Raw genomic sequence first — 15,455 nt, forward strand, 5'->3', positions numbered from 1 at the left:
AAACTGACTTATGCGTTCACTTATGTCCCAATGCCCAAGTGGTTGGGCATCCAGCAAATTGATGAGCATGGCACTCTCCCTTTGCGTCATGGTAGCTCTCCTTCGCATGAGCTTCCGCTTCTGGCCGACTGATGACGCCCCGCACCCGTTGACTGCCTGTCCTGAACCGGACGCTCAAGGAGCAGCCCCGACGGTCAGCTTTGCGGTGCTGCGCTCACAAGTAGCTAGGCCCGGCTTCGGCCAGAAGCAGTCTGTCGGTTAAGGAAACTCATGTGCTACAACTGCTTTATTGCTACTCAACTAACTGGTAGATGAGTCACGAAATACCGATTCGCCTGTTAAATGCTCCGCGATGGATGCTGATTCTTGGCGGGGCGGGCATCATGTTTTTCGGGCAGATGCTCTGGGTCCTTTTTACGGTTTGGGCCATAGGGCCAGTGCCGTCTGCTGCAAATTCAATGGCCAAGTATTCTCTTGGCATTCAGTTGATTGGCGGGGTTGTGGTGATGCCATTCATTGAGACCCTTGCAGGGCAATGGCTGCCAATTCAGATGGTCCGCCGGTTATTTAGATCACCATGGTGGATTGCTGGACTGGCATCAGTGATCGTATTCACTGTATCGCATGGCTACACAGGCCGTTTTGCCGTCACTATCTTGCTTGGAGCCATAGTGCTTTCTGCCATCTTCGTCATAGAGACGAAAAGGAATGGGCGACCTATCCTTTGCACATACCTCACTCATGCGGCCGCAAACTCAATGGTGTTTAGCCTTCAGTTCCTCTGACGAAGGTCAGTGTTGGGTCGTTTGTTGGTCGACGCGAACGACCGCTGGCGGGGGACTCAGCCTTGTCGCGTGTGACGCACAGGATCTGGCGTCAGGGAACGACCGCTTATGTCGGCGGCAGACATTGGGAACAGAGACGCGAGCGACCGCAATGGGTCGTTCAGCAACAGTAGCAGTTCCAGCAGAAGCAACCATTTGCAGTCAAATTCGCGATTTCAGCGCGATCCAGGCAATCTGAATTTTTATTCAATACGATGCCGCCTATGGAATCCATAGAACTCTGCCGAGTAAGCCGTGTTGATGCAAACGAACTGATAGCAGCCAACCGAGAAAGCCACCAATATCATCACCCATGGGTCGCGCCGTTCACCGAACAAACTGGCTTTGATAGTTGGTATTCGCGTAGCTTGACGGGGGCTAATGTAGGCCTTGTGGTTCGGGAATACACCTCAAAGGAAGTTGTTGGCATTGTCAACATCAATGAAATAGTAGGCGGAGTATTTCAAAGTGCGTACCTTAGCTACTATGGGATGTCGAAATTCCAGCGACGCGGATTGATGACAAGTGCGTTGCATGCCACGGTTTCCTATGCATTTGAAGAGCTCGGACTGCACAGGCTGGAGGCCAATATTCAACCGATGAATCATGCATCCATAGCCTTGGTGCGACGCGTGGGCTTTTTGAAAGAAGGTTTCTCTCCTGGCTATCTTTGCATCGACGGCAAGTGGTGCGACCACGAAAGGTGGGCAATCCGCTCCAGCTAAGGTCGGTTGAAATAAGGACCCGATATGGGCTGCACTGTGGATGTGTAAAGCGGGCAGGAACGGTAACTCAACATAAGTTGAGTCCCTGCGCAGACTTGGAGTTTCACTTCATCAGGAAGTTAAGAAAAAGAGCAACTATTCTTGCAGCTGTTGCGTACTTTGGTGCAGGATCGGTAATCGAAGCTCTAGGTGAGCGGGACGCTTAGCTCATCGAGGTCCGATTTCGAAAGTTCTCGGCGCTCACGCCGCAATGCCGCTCGATCCATTTGGATGCACGCTTGGGCTGAATCCGTCCCCATAGGCTTCTCCGTTATCCCGGTGAGCACAAAACAACGGCGCAAAAGGGAAGAGCCTTGTATCACCTCGATTGCTCATCGGTTACATTAACTGCGCTTTGGCTCCGAGAGGAGGTGCAGTGGCAAGAACCGCTGCATCAGGGAATCCAGCTGGCTGTGCTACCCGTGCACCCGGCATCGAAATGGAACTGCCCCCGCAACTGTAGGCATTGAGCGAGCTTTCAAAAGGCCACTGAACTTCGGTTCGGGAAGGTGTAGAGCCAGCGAAGACATGCCAGTCAGGAGACCTGCCTAGCATCCATCTTCATTGCCGGCGGGGTGCCCGGAACGTGAACAGCCAGCCAGCTTCTGATACCCCGCCATGCGCTACAGGCCGGGGATGCCGTTGCGTGGACTGCTGCTCGCTGCGGCCCACTTTTCCGGCAGTTTCCAGAACGCGCCACACCTCATGTTGTCCCAAGGCCTGCTCGCCATCCCGCTGCATAGCGGCCGCAGATCGCGCACTGCATCAGCAGTAGCACCAGTACGCTCCAACGCCCCATGCCGAGCGACAGTGACAAAAGGCGCCACAACTGGTCGCACCTTTTCCAATCCCTCTTGCACTCCTGCATGACCTCCATCACCGCCAAGCGCCTATCGGTGCGCACATCACATTCCATCGTGGCCCTTGCCTGCCTGGCCGCCTGCTTGCCCAGCACAAAGGCGATAGCGCAGTCAGAGGGGGCGTTACCAACCCTGGATACGGTCGAAGTGGTTGGGCGGCAGCAATCTGGCCAATACCACGCGCAGGACAGCGAGGGCGCCACCAAGACCGACACGCCATTGCAAGAAGTGCCCCAGGCTGTGCGCGTGGTCACCCGTCAACTAGTGGACGACTTGGGCGCACAAAGGCTCGATGATGTTCTTGATTACGTGGCCGGAGTCTCGCGCCAGAACAACTTTGGTGGCATGTGGGACAACGTGGCCATGCGCGGCTTCGTGGGCCATGAGGACATGGGCATGAGCCTGCTGCGCAACGGCATGCAGAGTAACCGAGGCTTCAACGCACCGCGCGACACCGCCAACGTGGAGCGTTTCGAATTTCTGAAGGGCACCATGGGCGCCCTGTATGGCAACAGCGAGCCCGGTGGGACCATGAACCTGGTGACCAAGCAGCCCTTGTGGAAGGCTGCCCACTCGCTGGAGACCTATTACGGTACGTATGGTTCCACACGCATGGCGTTGGACACGACGGGACCGCTCAACGGCAACGCTAGCGAGCCCGCCACCATGGCGTACCGGCTCAACGTAGTCAAGGAGGAGCAAGACAGCTTCCGAAATTTCGTGCGGATACGCCGGGAGATGATTGCCCCAGCGTTCACCTGGAGGCTCACCCCAGATACGCAGTTGCGCTACGACGGCGAATTTCTGCGGCAGCGTGCGCCGCTGGATCGGGGCGTGCTGACGGTGAATCGCCAGGTCGGCGCGGTGCCCATCTCGCGGTTCTTTGGAGAGCCCAGTGACGGGGACATCACCATGCAGAACCAGACCCACCAGTTCTTGCTGGACCATGCATTGTCTGCAGATTGGAGTCTGCGTGCCGGCCTGCAATACAAGCGCAACACGATGAAAGGACTGGAATCGGAGGCCTTCCCGTTTCCTGGCGGTGCTTGCGGCTCATCGGTGGAGACCATGGGCTGGGCCTGCCGTCGTCAGGTGTCGCGCGATTTCGGCTCGCAAGACACCTCACTGCAGCTGGATCTCACGGGTCGCTTCAAGACAGGCTCGCTTGAGCACACGCTGCTGACGGGCGTCGAGTTCAACCGCTTTACGCTAGATCAGACCATGATGACCCATGCGGGTGGTACACGTTATGGCTACGGGATCGACATTTACAACCCGGTCTATGGCAACCAACCGTCGGCTCCGCTCAACGTCAGCGCCATCAATCGTGATGTCAGCGACCGCACCATGGCGATCTACGTGCAAGACCAAATCAGCCTGACTCCGCAGTGGAAGCTGTTGGCTGGCGTGCGACATGACCGCTACCGCGGCGCTATCACTGAACGCGCGGTGGACGGAGCACCGACGACGTACCAGCAGCCTAATGCCACATCCCCGCGACTCGGCCTGACTTGGCTGGCCACGCCACAGTGGTCGCTCTATGCGAGTGCTGGCAAAACGTTCCGTGCCCAGGCGCAGACCACCTACACTGGCGCCGCTATCCCCCCGGAACGCGGCACCGCGTATGAGACCGGCGCCAAATGGCAAAGCGCGGACCAGCAATGGGGGTCAACCATCGCGCTGTTCGATATACGCAAGCGCCACATGGCCACGTGGGACGAGGAGAACGAGCCCTATCTCGTCGAGCTGCCAGGAAAGGTGCGCAACCGCGGGCTGGAAGTTGAAGTCGCGGGACGCATTGCAGCGGGCTGGCGCGTGGCCATGAGCTACACATACCTCAATGCTGATCCTTTGATTACCCAGTTCGCTCGCAACAGCGTCAGCGCGTTTGTGACGCATGAAATGGCGGCGGCCAAGGGCGGTCTTGTCGGTATAGGAGGCGGTTTCACGCATGTCGGAAAGCGTGATGCGGACATGGACAGCACCGTACACTTGCCTGCCTACACGGTCTTCAAGCTGACCAGCTACTGGAACATTGATCGCCAGCTTCGGATTTCTCTGGACGTGGACAACCTCTTCAACAAGACGTATTACCACAGTGCTTACAACCGCATGTGGGTTATGCCGGGCGCTCCGCGCCGCATTACCGCTGGACTGCAGTACAAGTTCTGACCTTACCAGCGCTCTTTCTGAGGATCCGCTTGGGAGTCTGGGGGCATCGTTTCAGCTGCAACGGCTTTGTTCTGGCCTAACCGAATCTGGATTTGAGCTGATGGGTTGCGGATGTAATCGCGCTTAACTGAATGGCCATAAAAGCCCATCGCACTGTGTCGGGTCCGTGTTGGTCCCGCGTCAGCTCGAACGTCGATTCGCTATTCGCACTCGCCGTAGTTGAGGGTAGGGCCATCGCCAATCCCGGGGGTGACAACTCCCTTTCTGGTCCAAGCCCTGGCAGTCTAATCAGAAACCGTCCTTGTCAGTTCAACCATTTTTCTCTCCAAGTTGTGGACATGCAACTTGGAAGCCAAGTCTCCAGCTACATGCTGGACACGCTGCGAGTCTGCTTCTTAGCGAATCTAGCAAGTGTTGACATGGCTTCCTGCAGGGTCAAAGGGAAGCATCGGTAGTAAGTACGATTCAGTGGAATGGAAAAAAATCCCCCACAATTTCCCCCACACAAAACGTGCGCCTTCCTGAAACTGCCTGCGACCTCTTGAAGCAAATGTGTCTTCTAAATCAATGACATGGCGGGAATTTTGAGGCGGCATGCACCTCCATGAATCGACTCCGCATGCCCAATGCGCCGACGACTACTACACCAGTATCGACATGGCGACGGCGCTGCATCCTCAGACGCTGCTGGCACTCGACTGGGATGGCCAACCATTGCCGCCCAAGTACGGCTTCCCCATGAAGTTGCGAATGCCTACCAAGCTTGGCTACAAGAATCCGAAGCACATAAAGGCCATCTTCTTGAGCAACACCTTCAACCGAGGCTACTGGGAAGATCAGGGCTACAACTGGTTCGGCGGCAGCTGACGCAACACCTATGTCCTATTTCACCTGTTCCCCTGCGGCTCACGCCGCGTAAAGCACCATCATGAAACACGCATTCACTACCACCGCGCTCTCCATGTGTCTGGCACTGAGCGCCGCCTCGGCATTTGCAGCCGATGCGATGACCAAGGATTCCATGGGCAAGGATCACATGGCAATGGAAAAGCCTGCCATGGGGAAGGACTCCAAGCACAAAGACGCCATGAGCATGGACAAAGAAATGGGCAAGGGCGCAATGACCAAGGGAGACAAATCTTCAAAGGATCACATGGGCAAGGGCAAGATGTCTAAGGATGCGATGTCGAAAGACTCAATGTCCAAGGACGGCATGAGCAAATAATCAGCCGTGGAGTGGCAAGGCGTTCCCTGCAGATTGTCACTCCCGGTTCGCCAGCTGCCTTTTGGGCCGTACTTGATTCGGATGTAATGGGCACCAGGCTCGCCAAGCCGTAATGCCGCCGGAAGCCCTTCGTACTTCGTTAGGCTTCGCGCCTCGTGTCAATTCCATAGCGGCGGTGCCTATTCCTGGCAAAGCTCAGGGCGGTGGAACGCCTCAAGCTCCCCTCCAACGAAATCTTAGATCTGGACGGCTCGACCGATGAACTGGATAGGGCCTGTGGGGCGCCCAATCGGTGAGCCGCCATAGGGTTCCAGCGTCAGCTCGAACAACTGGTTGGGCTGCAGGGGAGGGAGCTTGTCGACCGGAACCTCTATGGCCTCGCCTGGCTTTACCAGACCAAGCGATACTGGAGCGCTCCAGCCGTCGGCCTTGGTCCAGAATTGCAGGGACTTCTCAGCAGGAATATTGTCGGTACCTAGTGGCACCAGACGGAGTCTGCCCTCGACCTGGGCTTGCACTAGCCAGCCAGGAGACTGGCTCTGAGGTGCCGCGAGCACCACAAAGTAGCGTGGCGCAGCAGGGGGCGAGGCCTCGCGCGCCACAAGGACGGTCGCCAGTACCGCAGCAGCGGCGAAACCCGTACCCGTCAACCCACGCCACAGAGCGAGGCTGTCCCATTGCCACCAGCGTATTCTGGTCGGCTCAGTGGGAGTGCGCTTTACCGGCGTGATACTTGTGGCGATGCGTTGCCATAGGCTCGCCCCAGGATCGACTGGCTCGGCGAGCGAGGTCAGTGGCAACAGGCGCTGCTCCCATTCGTCCACGGCTGCACGAAGGGCGGACTCGTGCGGCAGGCGCGCTTCAATGGTGCGACGCTGACCAGCATCGAGTGTGCCCAGTACATACTCTCCGGCCTGTGTATGCAGGTCATCTGGAGGTGTTTGCTGTTGGGTTTCGCTGCTCATTGCATGCATTCCCGCAGTGCGCGCAGTCCGCGCTGAATCCAGGCCTTGACCGTGCCCAGAGGCGCTTGCAACCGCTCGGCAATCTCGCTGTGGCTGCAGCCGTCCACATAGGCGTGCAACAAACAGGCACGGCGCGCTGGCTCCAAACCGTCAAGGCAATGCCCAAGACGGCCAAGCGACGCCTGCCTTGCAAGCTCATCGCCGCTTTCCTGCCAGACCTCTAAAGCTGCCTGTGCATCCAGTTGCGCTGTAGCAGGTTCATCAAGCACGGTTTCGCGCGCGCCATCGCGTACACGATTCAGGGCCGCATGCCTGACTATGCTGTAGACCCATCCACGGGCAGGCCCACGGCTGGCGTCAAAACTTGATGCACGCTCCCAGATGGACACAAAAGCGTCGTGAAGCACATCCTCTGCCGCAGCGCGGTCACGAACTATTCTGAGAGCTACGCCCAGCAGGTAGCGTGCTTCATGTTCATAGATGCCGCGCAGGGCTTCGCGATCACCTTGCGCACAGGCCTGCAGCGCAACGGTGTGGTCGAAAGCGTCGTCTTGGAGGGCGGCGGCAGGCGGCACAAATAAAAGCTTAGAAGGAAATAGAGATGGCTCCTTCGATCATTCTAGTCATGCCGCTGCAAAGCCTTACATCGTGGGTTTCCAGAAGATGTAATCGGCCTGGTATTTGACCATGGTCTTTTGCCCCTTTGTGGCTGTGGTGCAAGGCTTGTCGGTAGGAGCGGTGCCCCCTTGGAGTGCGACGCGCTGGATGTAGCTAACGTCTACCAGTGCGCCGCTACCCATGGCTGGGTTGGCCTTCACCAATTGGTATGGTAGGTTGCCGGCACCAGATGGCGCGACGGCTAGCTGGGTGGCGGTGAGCTTGGAGCCGTCGTTCGCTTCCCAGGTTGCAGGAGGGCCGTAGTAGCGGCCCACAGTTTTGCCGGCGCGGTCTTTCAACACCGCATCGGGGCCGACAAAGACCCATTCGGTTTGACCAGGTGCATTGGCTTTGTCCCGGCATTCGTAGGTGATGTCGCCATTGCCTACCGTTTCCCAAGCGACCTTGTGACCGGATGGAACCTGAATAGGCGCCGGCAGCGAGGCCTGGGAGAAGGTGCTGGCCGGAGATTTCATCGAGCCGCAGGCAGCGAGCAGGGCTGCGGTGGAGGCAATGGTAGCAATAGCGGTGAGACGGTATGCGAAGCGAGTGGTCGACATTGAGATTCTCCAATTAGATCGGTTGGAAGGATTCACCAAGGCAGCACATTGCTTGTGTTGCTACAGCTACTACCCGCGAGACCGACGTTTGGATGCGCCGAATGCGAAAATTTTTTCAGTTGCCGGGGCCCTAATATGGCTGAGGCGAATTTTTCGGGCAGTTTGCAAGTCGAGCGCTTAGGCCATGATGTTCAAGAATTGCTCAGAAATATCAGGTTGCGCTCTGTATTAATGACGTTTCTTCACATTTCCTGAATGATCAGGCTTCCGGGCTCCCTGCGTGAAGCGCAAAGACTCATCAAGCATGTGAGCTGTATCCGACCCCATCGAATCAGCTGCAGTGATTCTTGTGTGGCGCGCTCAGCACGCTCGCGCCGCTGGGCTGCAGATCACCCCGTTGGCGAGAGAGGGATGGCACGGCCCGTTCAACGCTTGTCCCACTCTGCAATAGAAGGTGTGCAGCAGTTGTATTCACTAGCGCAGCGGCACTCCACGGAATCGAGCTAATTTAAGGAGTGCTGAGGTGAAGGCAAGTGCACCTAACCAGTGGACTGGCAAAAATCACCAGTATCGGAGAAGGCAGTGTCAGTGAGCAGCTTGATGTGCTTTGGACAGGCGCAGTCTGACTAAGCATATGCTCATAAGATAACAACAAAACATTCGTTGGGATTTGGGCAGGCCCTGCCCACAATGGCTGCCTTGTTATCAGATCAGGAGCGCGCCGGGCTTTTTCCTCTGGCCTGGCTGGCGCTCCGAGATTACAGGAGGCAGCATGACATCCCCGTTTCGCATCGTGATCGTGCCAGGCTGGCGCAACTCCGGTCCCGGCCATTGGCAAAGCCTGTGGGCAGAGCAACTGGAGGGCGCCGTTCGTGTACAGCAGCAGGACTGGCTGGTACCGCACCGCGATGCCTGGGTGGCGGAGCTGGAAAGAGTCTTGCTCTCGGATGAGCGTCCTGCCGTTATCGTGGCCCACAGCCTGGGCTGCATCACGACCGCACATCTGGGCGAGGCTGCTGCAGCGCGCGTGCATGGCGCCTTGCTGGTGGCGCCGGCCGATCCTGAACGTCGTGCCCAATTGGCGGACTTCGCTCCCGTGCCTTATGCGCCGCTGCCCTATCGCAGTGTGCTGGTGGCCAGCAGCAATGATCCGTTCTGCCCCATTCGCCGCGCGGGCGCCTATGCCAGGGCCTGGGGCAGCGAGCTGGTTCGCTTGCAGAACGCCGGGCATATCAATATCGAATCGGGCTTTGGCGCCTGGCCGCTGGGTCTGGCGCTGCTGCAGTCGCTGACAGAGCAGGGGGGCTGGAACGCGCAGACCCCTGCTTCAGCGCTACGGCCTGTGCTGGCAACTGCACTTGCGGCCTGATGCAATAGGCTGCAAGCGCTTTCTGTTTATCATTTTTGATAGCTGCATGCGCTTTCTAGTAAAGCGTTTGCGGCTATTTTTGCTTAAGCTTTGAGCGCTGTTGCATTCTTTATATGGATTTTCGGAAAAACAAAGAAAAATATATTCTTTTGAGTTTTAAGGAGTCGTTCGCACAATGTATACATCTATACACATTGCTCAAGAAAAGGCAGCGAACCATGCATTCCGTGAAGCTCAAGACATTGTTGGCATCCATCGCACTGGCAGCAGCAGGCGCTGCCTCGGCACAAACTCAGCTGCTCAATGTCTCCTATGACGTGGCGCGCGAGTTCTACAAGGATTACAACGCTGCCTTCATCGCCCATTACAAGAAGACCAAGGGCGTGGACATCAAGGTGGATCAGTCTCATGGCGGCTCCAGTGCTCAGGCGCGTGCCGTCAACGACGGTCTGGCTGCCGATGTGGTGACCTTCAACACGACCACCGATGTGGATTTCCTGGCCCAGAATGGCGTGGTCGCCAAGGACTGGAACAAGAAGTTCCCTCACGATGCATCGCCCACAACATCGACCATGCTGTTCCTGGTGCGCAACGGCAATCCCAAGAACATCAAGGACTGGTCCGATCTGGTGCGTCCCGACGTGAAGGTCGTGGTGGTCAACCCCAAGACTGGCGGCAACGGCCGCTATGCCTATCTGGCAGCCTGGGGTTCGGTGCGTGAAAAGGGCGGTACCGATGCGCAAGCGGCCGAATTTGTGCAGAAGCTCTACAAGAATGTGCCCGTGCTGGGCAAGGGCGGCCGCGATGCGACCAGCATCTTCTTGCAGCGCAATATCGGCGATGTGCTGATCACTTTCGAATCCGAAGTCGTGTCCGTGGATCGTGAATTCGGCCAGGGCAAGGTCGATGCGGTCTACCCCTCGGTGAGCATCGTGGCCGAGAACCCTGTGGCCGTGGTCGAGCGTACCGTCGCCAAGAAGGGCACGACCCAGCTGGCCACCGACTATCTGCAATGGCTGTACTCCGACGAGGCCCAGGAAATCGCCGCCAAGCATGCGATCCGCCCTCGCTCCGAAGCGGTGCTCAAGAAGCACGCCGACCAGTTCAAGCCCATCAAGCAGTTCACTGTGGCCAAGTATTTCGGCTCTCTGACCGAAGCGCAGAAGGTGCACTTCAACGATGGCGGTCAGTTCGACAAGCTGTATACGCCCGGTAAGTAACCTGTTCCCCCTGAACCGCTTTGCGGTTTCCTCCTCTCCCGCTGCGCGGGAGGGGCAACATCCTCGCTGCGGGACGGCCCTTGCTTGATGTTTTCGAGCCGGGCCGTGCTTGATTGACCTTCAGTGAAATCCTCTCCCCGTTCCGTCCTTGAATATGTCCTCTGCTGCTCTAGCCCCCCGCAAGGCGCGTAGTGCCAAGCGAGTGTTGCCCGGTTTCGGGCTGACGCTGGGCTACACCATTTTCTATCTGAGCATCATCGTGCTCATCCCGCTGGTGGCCTTGCTGTTCACCAGCTTTTCTCTGACCTGGGAGCAGTTCTGGTCTGCGGTTTCGGCACCCGCCGTGGTCGCCTCATACGAGCTGTCCTTCACCATGTCTTTTATCGCGGCCTGCGTGAACGTGGTGTTCGGCATGCTGATCGCCTGGGTGCTGGTGCGCTACCAGTTCCCCGGCAAGAAGGTGGTGGATGCGCTGGTCGATCTGCCATTCGCGCTGCCTACGGCCGTGGCCGGTATCTCGCTATCGGCGCTGTATGCGGGCAATGGCTGGATCGGACAGTACTTCGAGTCGCTGGGCATTCAGATGGCCTACAACCCCAAGGGCATCGCCATTGCACTGATTTTCATCGGCCTGCCTTTTGTGGTGCGTACCGTGCAGCCGGTGCTGGAAGACTTCGAGAAGGAGCTGGAAGAGGCTGCAACCAGTCTGGGTGCCTCGCGCTGGCAGATCTTCTACAAAGTCATCCTGCCGCATATCGGCCCGGCGCTGCTGACCGGCTTCGCCATGGCTTTTGCGCGCGCTGTGGGTGAGTATGGCTCGGTGATCTTCATTGCCGGCAACATTCCCATGGTTTCGGAAATCACTCCGCTGATCATCATGGCCAAGCTGGATCAACACGATGTGGCGGGTGCCACGGCGGTGGCCGTGGTGATGCTGCTGATCTCTTTTGTATTGCTGCTGCTGATCAACGCACTGCAGGCATGGCAGCGCAAGGCGCAGGGAGGCCGCTGATGTCTTCGATTCACGCAGCCATTCAGGTGCTGTTCCCCAATATGCTGCCCATCTGGGCACACCTCATCACCATCGTCGCCATTGCTCTGGTGGTGCTGGTCGCGCTGTACAAGATCACGGCACCGCCCAAGACCGCCAAGCTGGAGAAGATGACCACCACCGAGCCGCGCTGGGTGCGCTGGGTTCTGACCACGGTGGCTCTGCTGTTCATGCTGGTCTTCCTGATCCTGCCTCTGCTGTCCGTTTTTGGCGAGGCGCTGCGCAAGGGCTGGGATGTCTACATCACCTCGCTGGGCGAGCCCGATGCGATCTCGTCCATCAAGCTCACGCTGATCACGGCGCTGATTGCCGTGCCTTTGAATCTGGTCTTCGGTGTGGCTGCCGCATGGTGTATTGCCAAGTACGAGTTCAAAGGCAAGGCCTTTTTGACGACCTTGATCGATCTGCCGTTTTCCATCTCGCCCGTGGTCGCGGGTCTGATGTATGTGCTGGTGTTTGGTGCCAATGGCTGGCTGGGCCCCTGGCTGGCCAAGCATGAGATCCAGATCATCTTTGCCGTGCCAGGCATTGTGCTGGCCACCGTGTTCGTGACCTTCCCGTTCATCGCCCGCGAACTGATCCCGCTGATGCAGGCTCAGGGCAGCGATGAGGAGCAGGCTGCCATCGTGCTCGGAGCCTCGGGTTGGCAGACCTTCTGGAATGTCACCTTGCCCAATATCAAATGGGGTCTGGTCTATGGCGTGATTCTGTGCAATGCCCGTGCCATGGGCGAGTTCGGCGCCGTGTCCGTGGTCTCCGGCCATATCCGCGGCCAGACCAACACCATGCCCTTGCATGTGGAAGTGCTGTATGCCGACTACCAGGCGGCTGCCGCCTTTGCCGTGGCATCGCTGCTGGCGCTGCTGGCGCTGGTGACGCTGGTGATCAAGTCTCTCGCTGAGTGGCGTGCCGAGCAGCAGGCCAAGGCCGCAGCCGAAGCCCCCCCCGAGCGCCCAGGCCAGATAAGCCTCGCAACGAACAAAACCGCCAAGGCAGCCTGAGCTGCCCGGATCAGAACAAGAGATTCATCATGAGTATCGAAATTCGTAATGTCAGCAAGCAGTTCGGCGATTTTCAGGCCCTGCGCGATGTGAGTCTGGATATCAAGTCGGGCGAGCTGATCGCCTTGCTCGGCCCCTCGGGCTGCGGCAAGACCACGCTGCTGCGCATCATCGCGGGTCTGGAGACGGCCGATGTGGGCAGCATCCACTTCAGCGGCGAAGACACCACCGATGTGCATGTGCGTGATCGCAACGTGGGCTTTGTGTTCCAGCACTATGCGCTGTTCCGCCACATGACCGTGTTCGAGAACGTGGCCTTCGGCCTGCGTGTCAAGCCGCGCAAGGAGCGTCCCAGCGAGGCAGTCATCAAGGAAAAGGTCATGAAGCTGCTCAAGCTGGTGCAGCTGGACTGGATTGCCGAGCGCTACCCGTCGCAGCTCTCGGGTGGCCAGCGTCAGCGTATCGCGCTGGCCCGCGCCCTGGCCGTCGAGCCCAAGGTGCTGCTGCTTGACGAGCCCTTTGGTGCGCTGGATGCCAAGGTGCGCAAGGAGCTGCGTCGCTGGCTGCGCCAGTTGCACGATGAGCTGCATGTGACCTCCATCTTCGTGACCCACGACCAGGAAGAGGCCCTGGAAGTGGCGGACCGCGTGGTGGTCATCAACCAGGGCAAGATCGAACAGGAAGGTACGCCCCAGCAGGTCTGGGACGACCCGGCCACCCCGTTTGTCTATGGCTTCCTGGGTGATGTGAACCTGTTCAAGGGCCGCGCCAGCGACGGCCGGGTTTATCTGGACGAAGGCATGCAGCTTGACAGCAGCGATGCGCGCGGTGCCCAGGACAGCCAGGCTTTTGCCTATGTGCGACCCCATGATCTGGAAGTGGAGCGCTATTCCCCGGGCCAGAATCTCGACGCCCAGGGCCGTCCGACAGGCATCGTGGCCCAGCTTTCGCGCGCCATTGTGGTCGGCCCCATCGCAAGGCTGGAACTTATTCCCTCCGAGACCACACCAAACGCCAGCCATGCCGGTGAGGACGGGTTGATCGAAGCCCAGATTCCCGCACAGCAGTTCAAGGACATGGGTCTGCGCGAAGGTGAAACCCTGGTGGTGACACCGCGCCGGGCCAAGGTGTTCCTGGATGAGGCGGCCGGGATTTGACACCCCCTGAGGCGCTATGCGCCTTCCCCCTCTCTTAGGGGGATGACAGAGTCGCCGCGAGGCGGCTCTGGCTTGCAGTCTTCTGCGAAGGAGTCATGCAGGCATCAGAGGGCGTTATCCTTGGTGCTGGCATGATTTAGATATTTCGCAGAAAGATAATGATGCTTCAATGGTTTGAAACCGCGCCACGGCGCATCTTGGCGCTGATCAGCGTCGCCTGTGTTGCCATGCTGGCGTTTGGCCTTTACCTGCAGCATGTGGTGGGCCTGGAGCCTTGCCCCATGTGCATCGTGCAGCGATATGCACTGATTGTGGTAGCTATCTTCACAGGTCTGGCAAGCGTTAGAGGCCAAAAAGGCTGGTGGATGAGTTTTGGCATTCTGGCCCTGTTGAGCAGTGGTTTTGGTGCGTTCGTGGCAGCACGCCAGAGCTGGCTGCAGTGGTATCCACCAGAGTTTGCGACCTGCGGCCGTGACTTCTACGGAATGATCGAGCACTACTCCTTCAGCCGCTCCATTCCCATGATCTTCCAGGGCTCGGGCGACTGCGCCGCCATTGACTGGACTTTGCTGGGCGGCTCCATTGCCAACTGGTCGTTTGTCTGCTTTGTAGCGTTTTTCGTGATTTTGGCGGTGCTGCTGTTCAAGGGCGCCAAGCGCTGAATCTTGTTGACAGCAATGCGATAAAAAACCCGGCAAGCGCAAGCTGCCGGGTTTTTTTGATGCTGGTCAAACGCTTGCCAGCGCTGTCATTCAAGCGTTCGCAGCCATGGCTGCTGCATCAGAGGCTTTCCACGCTCTCGCCCACAAAGGTCGGCCCCTTGCTGCCCGGAACCCAGCCCGGATAAGTTTCCATGACTTCGGCAAACAGGGCCGAGTCAATCCAGCGCTGCAGCCAGTGCTGCAGATGAGGCCAGGGCTGCTCGTTCCACTGCGCTTCGTCGATGCGTGCGTATTGCCTTACAAAGGGGCGTAGTGCCATATCGGCCAGGCTGGGGTTCAGACCGAACAGATAGCCGGTCTCCTCGAGCTGATCGTTCAGGGCCGACAGCCAGGTCAGCGCATCGGCCTGGGCCTGGTTCACGGCCTCGGCATCGTGGCGCTCGGGGTATTTGCAGCGGTCAAGAGCCTGTTTGAAGAAGCCGTCATTGCGCTCGATCAGGGCCAGCATGTCTTCCAGGCTGCCATGCGTGGGTTGCAGCCAGCCGTCGGGGTCGTTGCCGCGCAGCGCATGCAGCATCACCTCCAGGCTCTGATCGATGACTTTTCCATCCTGCAGCACCAGCACGGGCACCGTGCCCTTGGGCGATGCATCGAGCAGCGCCTGAGGCTTGTTGCGCAGATTGATTTCACGCAGTTCGCAAGCCAGGCCCGCATGGGCCAGCGCCAGGCGGGCGCGTATGGCATAGGGGCAGCGGCGGAAGGAGTACAGGACGGGCAGGGTGGAGGCGGCAGTCAAGGCAGGTGTCTGATGAAATGAGTAAAACCAAAGCGCCATGGCGCTTGCTGGGCGTGTACTTTACCCGTTGCCCTGAAGCCATGCAGACCTGTGCGGCTTGGCGGCTGCGGAGGACTCATGGATTGATAGCTTCAAACGCCTGGTGTGAAAAGGCTCAAGCCATTGAAGACCG

Annotated in this window: 14 protein-coding genes, 1 pseudogene and 1 riboswitch; of the genes and pseudogenes, 11 read left to right on the forward strand and 4 right to left on the reverse strand. The window is 58.4% G+C overall.

Features of this window, described 5'->3' with window-relative positions; all coding sequences use genetic code 11:
• Positions 1 to 311: 311 nt before the first annotated feature.
• The 5 genes and pseudogenes from F3J24_RS00005 (at position 312) to F3J24_RS00025 (ending at position 5,845) form a co-directional block, all read left to right on the forward strand.
• Positions 312 to 785, forward strand: a complete 474-nt coding sequence (locus F3J24_RS00005) for a type II CAAX prenyl endopeptidase Rce1 family protein (protein ID WP_167001626.1) — start codon at positions 312 to 314, stop codon at positions 783 to 785.
• Positions 786 to 1,048: 263 nt separating this feature from the next.
• Positions 1,049 to 1,549: a GNAT family N-acetyltransferase gene (locus F3J24_RS00010; RefSeq protein ID WP_167001628.1), complete on the forward strand. Its 501-nt coding sequence runs from the start codon at positions 1,049 to 1,051 to the stop codon at positions 1,547 to 1,549.
• A gap of 391 nt (positions 1,550 to 1,940) precedes the next feature.
• Positions 1,941 to 2,155, forward strand: a riboswitch (cobalamin riboswitch).
• 299 nt (positions 2,156 to 2,454) lie between these two features.
• Positions 2,455 to 4,620 carry a TonB-dependent siderophore receptor gene (locus F3J24_RS00015; protein WP_167001630.1) on the forward strand — a complete coding sequence of 722 codons (2,166 nt, stop codon included), beginning with the start codon at positions 2,455 to 2,457 and terminating at the stop codon, positions 4,618 to 4,620.
• A gap of 624 nt (positions 4,621 to 5,244) precedes the next feature.
• Positions 5,245 to 5,487, forward strand: a pseudogene (locus tag F3J24_RS00020) (molybdopterin-dependent oxidoreductase); the annotation flags it as partial.
• Between the two features lie 61 nt (positions 5,488 to 5,548).
• Positions 5,549 to 5,845 (forward strand): hypothetical protein, encoded by a 297-nt coding sequence (locus F3J24_RS00025; RefSeq protein ID WP_167001632.1) that lies wholly within the window; start codon positions 5,549 to 5,551, stop codon positions 5,843 to 5,845.
• A 236-nt stretch (positions 5,846 to 6,081) separates the two neighbouring features.
• Here the strand turns inward: F3J24_RS00025 and F3J24_RS00030 are convergent, their stop codons facing one another.
• The 3 genes from F3J24_RS00030 to F3J24_RS00040 form a co-directional block, all read right to left on the reverse strand.
• A complete protein-coding gene (locus tag F3J24_RS00030; protein ID WP_167001634.1) occupies positions 6,082 to 6,810 on the reverse strand; it encodes an anti-sigma factor domain-containing protein in 729 nt (242 codons plus the stop codon).
• Positions 6,807 to 7,385, reverse strand: coding sequence for a sigma-70 family RNA polymerase sigma factor (locus F3J24_RS00035; RefSeq protein ID WP_167001636.1), 579 nt, complete (start codon positions 7,383 to 7,385; stop codon positions 6,807 to 6,809). Before F3J24_RS00035 ends, F3J24_RS00030 begins: the two co-directional genes overlap by 4 nt.
• Before the next feature lie 66 nt (positions 7,386 to 7,451).
• Positions 7,452 to 8,027 (reverse strand): DUF3455 domain-containing protein, encoded by a 576-nt coding sequence (locus F3J24_RS00040; RefSeq protein WP_167001638.1) that lies wholly within the window; start codon positions 8,025 to 8,027, stop codon positions 7,452 to 7,454.
• 772 nt (positions 8,028 to 8,799) lie between these two features.
• Between F3J24_RS00040 and F3J24_RS00045 the strand changes: the two genes are divergently transcribed.
• The 6 genes from F3J24_RS00045 (at position 8,800) to F3J24_RS00070 (ending at position 14,487) form a co-directional block, all read left to right on the forward strand.
• A complete protein-coding gene (locus F3J24_RS00045) occupies positions 8,800 to 9,396 on the forward strand; it encodes an alpha/beta hydrolase (RefSeq protein WP_167001640.1) in 597 nt (198 codons plus the stop codon).
• A 218-nt stretch (positions 9,397 to 9,614) separates the two neighbouring features.
• On the forward strand, positions 9,615 to 10,616 hold the full coding sequence (locus tag F3J24_RS00050) for a sulfate ABC transporter substrate-binding protein (protein WP_003079689.1): 1,002 nt from the start codon (positions 9,615 to 9,617) through the stop codon (positions 10,614 to 10,616).
• Positions 10,617 to 10,770: 154 nt separating this feature from the next.
• Positions 10,771 to 11,628, forward strand: a complete 858-nt coding sequence (gene cysT / locus F3J24_RS00055) for a sulfate ABC transporter permease subunit CysT (protein ID WP_003055648.1) — start codon at positions 10,771 to 10,773, stop codon at positions 11,626 to 11,628.
• Complete coding sequence (cysW, locus tag F3J24_RS00060; RefSeq protein WP_167001643.1) at positions 11,628 to 12,668, forward strand: sulfate ABC transporter permease subunit CysW; 1,041 nt, start codon at positions 11,628 to 11,630, stop codon at positions 12,666 to 12,668. The genes cysT and cysW overlap by 1 nt, the downstream gene beginning before the upstream one ends.
• A 29-nt stretch (positions 12,669 to 12,697) precedes the next feature.
• Positions 12,698 to 13,825, forward strand: coding sequence for a sulfate/molybdate ABC transporter ATP-binding protein (locus tag F3J24_RS00065; protein ID WP_167001645.1), 1,128 nt, complete (start codon positions 12,698 to 12,700; stop codon positions 13,823 to 13,825).
• A gap of 161 nt (positions 13,826 to 13,986) precedes the next feature.
• A complete protein-coding gene (locus F3J24_RS00070) occupies positions 13,987 to 14,487 on the forward strand; it encodes a disulfide bond formation protein B (protein WP_167001647.1) in 501 nt (166 codons plus the stop codon).
• A gap of 118 nt (positions 14,488 to 14,605) precedes the next feature.
• Here F3J24_RS00070 and F3J24_RS00075 read toward each other — a convergent pair whose 3' ends face one another.
• Entirely contained in the window at positions 14,606 to 15,322 is a 717-nt protein-coding gene (locus F3J24_RS00075; RefSeq protein ID WP_167001649.1) for a glutathione S-transferase, read from the reverse strand.
• Between the last annotated feature and the right edge of the window lie 133 nt (positions 15,323 to 15,455).

The organism is Comamonas sp. Tr-654, from assembly GCF_011752915.1.
GTDB lineage: Bacteria > Pseudomonadota > Gammaproteobacteria > Burkholderiales > Burkholderiaceae_C > Comamonas.

Bases quoted from the DNA above. Each gene is read 5' to 3' on its own strand.
- F3J24_RS00005 (WP_167001626.1), top strand. From the start codon at position 312: ATGAGTCACGAAATACCGATTCGCCTGTTAAATGCTCCGCGATGGATG.
- F3J24_RS00010 (WP_167001628.1), top strand. From the start codon at position 1,049: ATGGAATCCATAGAACTCTGCCGAGTAAGCCGTGTTGATGCAAACGAA.
- F3J24_RS00015 (WP_167001630.1), top strand. From the start codon at position 2,455: ATGACCTCCATCACCGCCAAGCGCCTATCGGTGCGCACATCACATTCC.
- F3J24_RS00025 (WP_167001632.1), top strand. From the start codon at position 5,549: ATGAAACACGCATTCACTACCACCGCGCTCTCCATGTGTCTGGCACTG.
- F3J24_RS00030 (WP_167001634.1), bottom strand. From the start codon at position 6,810: ATGAGCAGCGAAACCCAACAGCAAACACCTCCAGATGACCTGCATACA.
- F3J24_RS00040 (WP_167001638.1), bottom strand. From the start codon at position 8,027: ATGTCGACCACTCGCTTCGCATACCGTCTCACCGCTATTGCTACCATT.
- F3J24_RS00045 (WP_167001640.1), top strand. From the start codon at position 8,800: ATGACATCCCCGTTTCGCATCGTGATCGTGCCAGGCTGGCGCAACTCC.
- F3J24_RS00050 (WP_003079689.1), top strand. From the start codon at position 9,615: ATGCATTCCGTGAAGCTCAAGACATTGTTGGCATCCATCGCACTGGCA.
- cysT (WP_003055648.1), top strand. From the start codon at position 10,771: ATGTCCTCTGCTGCTCTAGCCCCCCGCAAGGCGCGTAGTGCCAAGCGA.
- cysW (WP_167001643.1), top strand. From the start codon at position 11,628: ATGTCTTCGATTCACGCAGCCATTCAGGTGCTGTTCCCCAATATGCTG.
- F3J24_RS00065 (WP_167001645.1), top strand. From the start codon at position 12,698: ATGAGTATCGAAATTCGTAATGTCAGCAAGCAGTTCGGCGATTTTCAG.
- F3J24_RS00070 (WP_167001647.1), top strand. From the start codon at position 13,987: ATGCTTCAATGGTTTGAAACCGCGCCACGGCGCATCTTGGCGCTGATC.
- F3J24_RS00075 (WP_167001649.1), bottom strand. From the start codon at position 15,322: ATGGCGCTTTGGTTTTACTCATTTCATCAGACACCTGCCTTGACTGCC.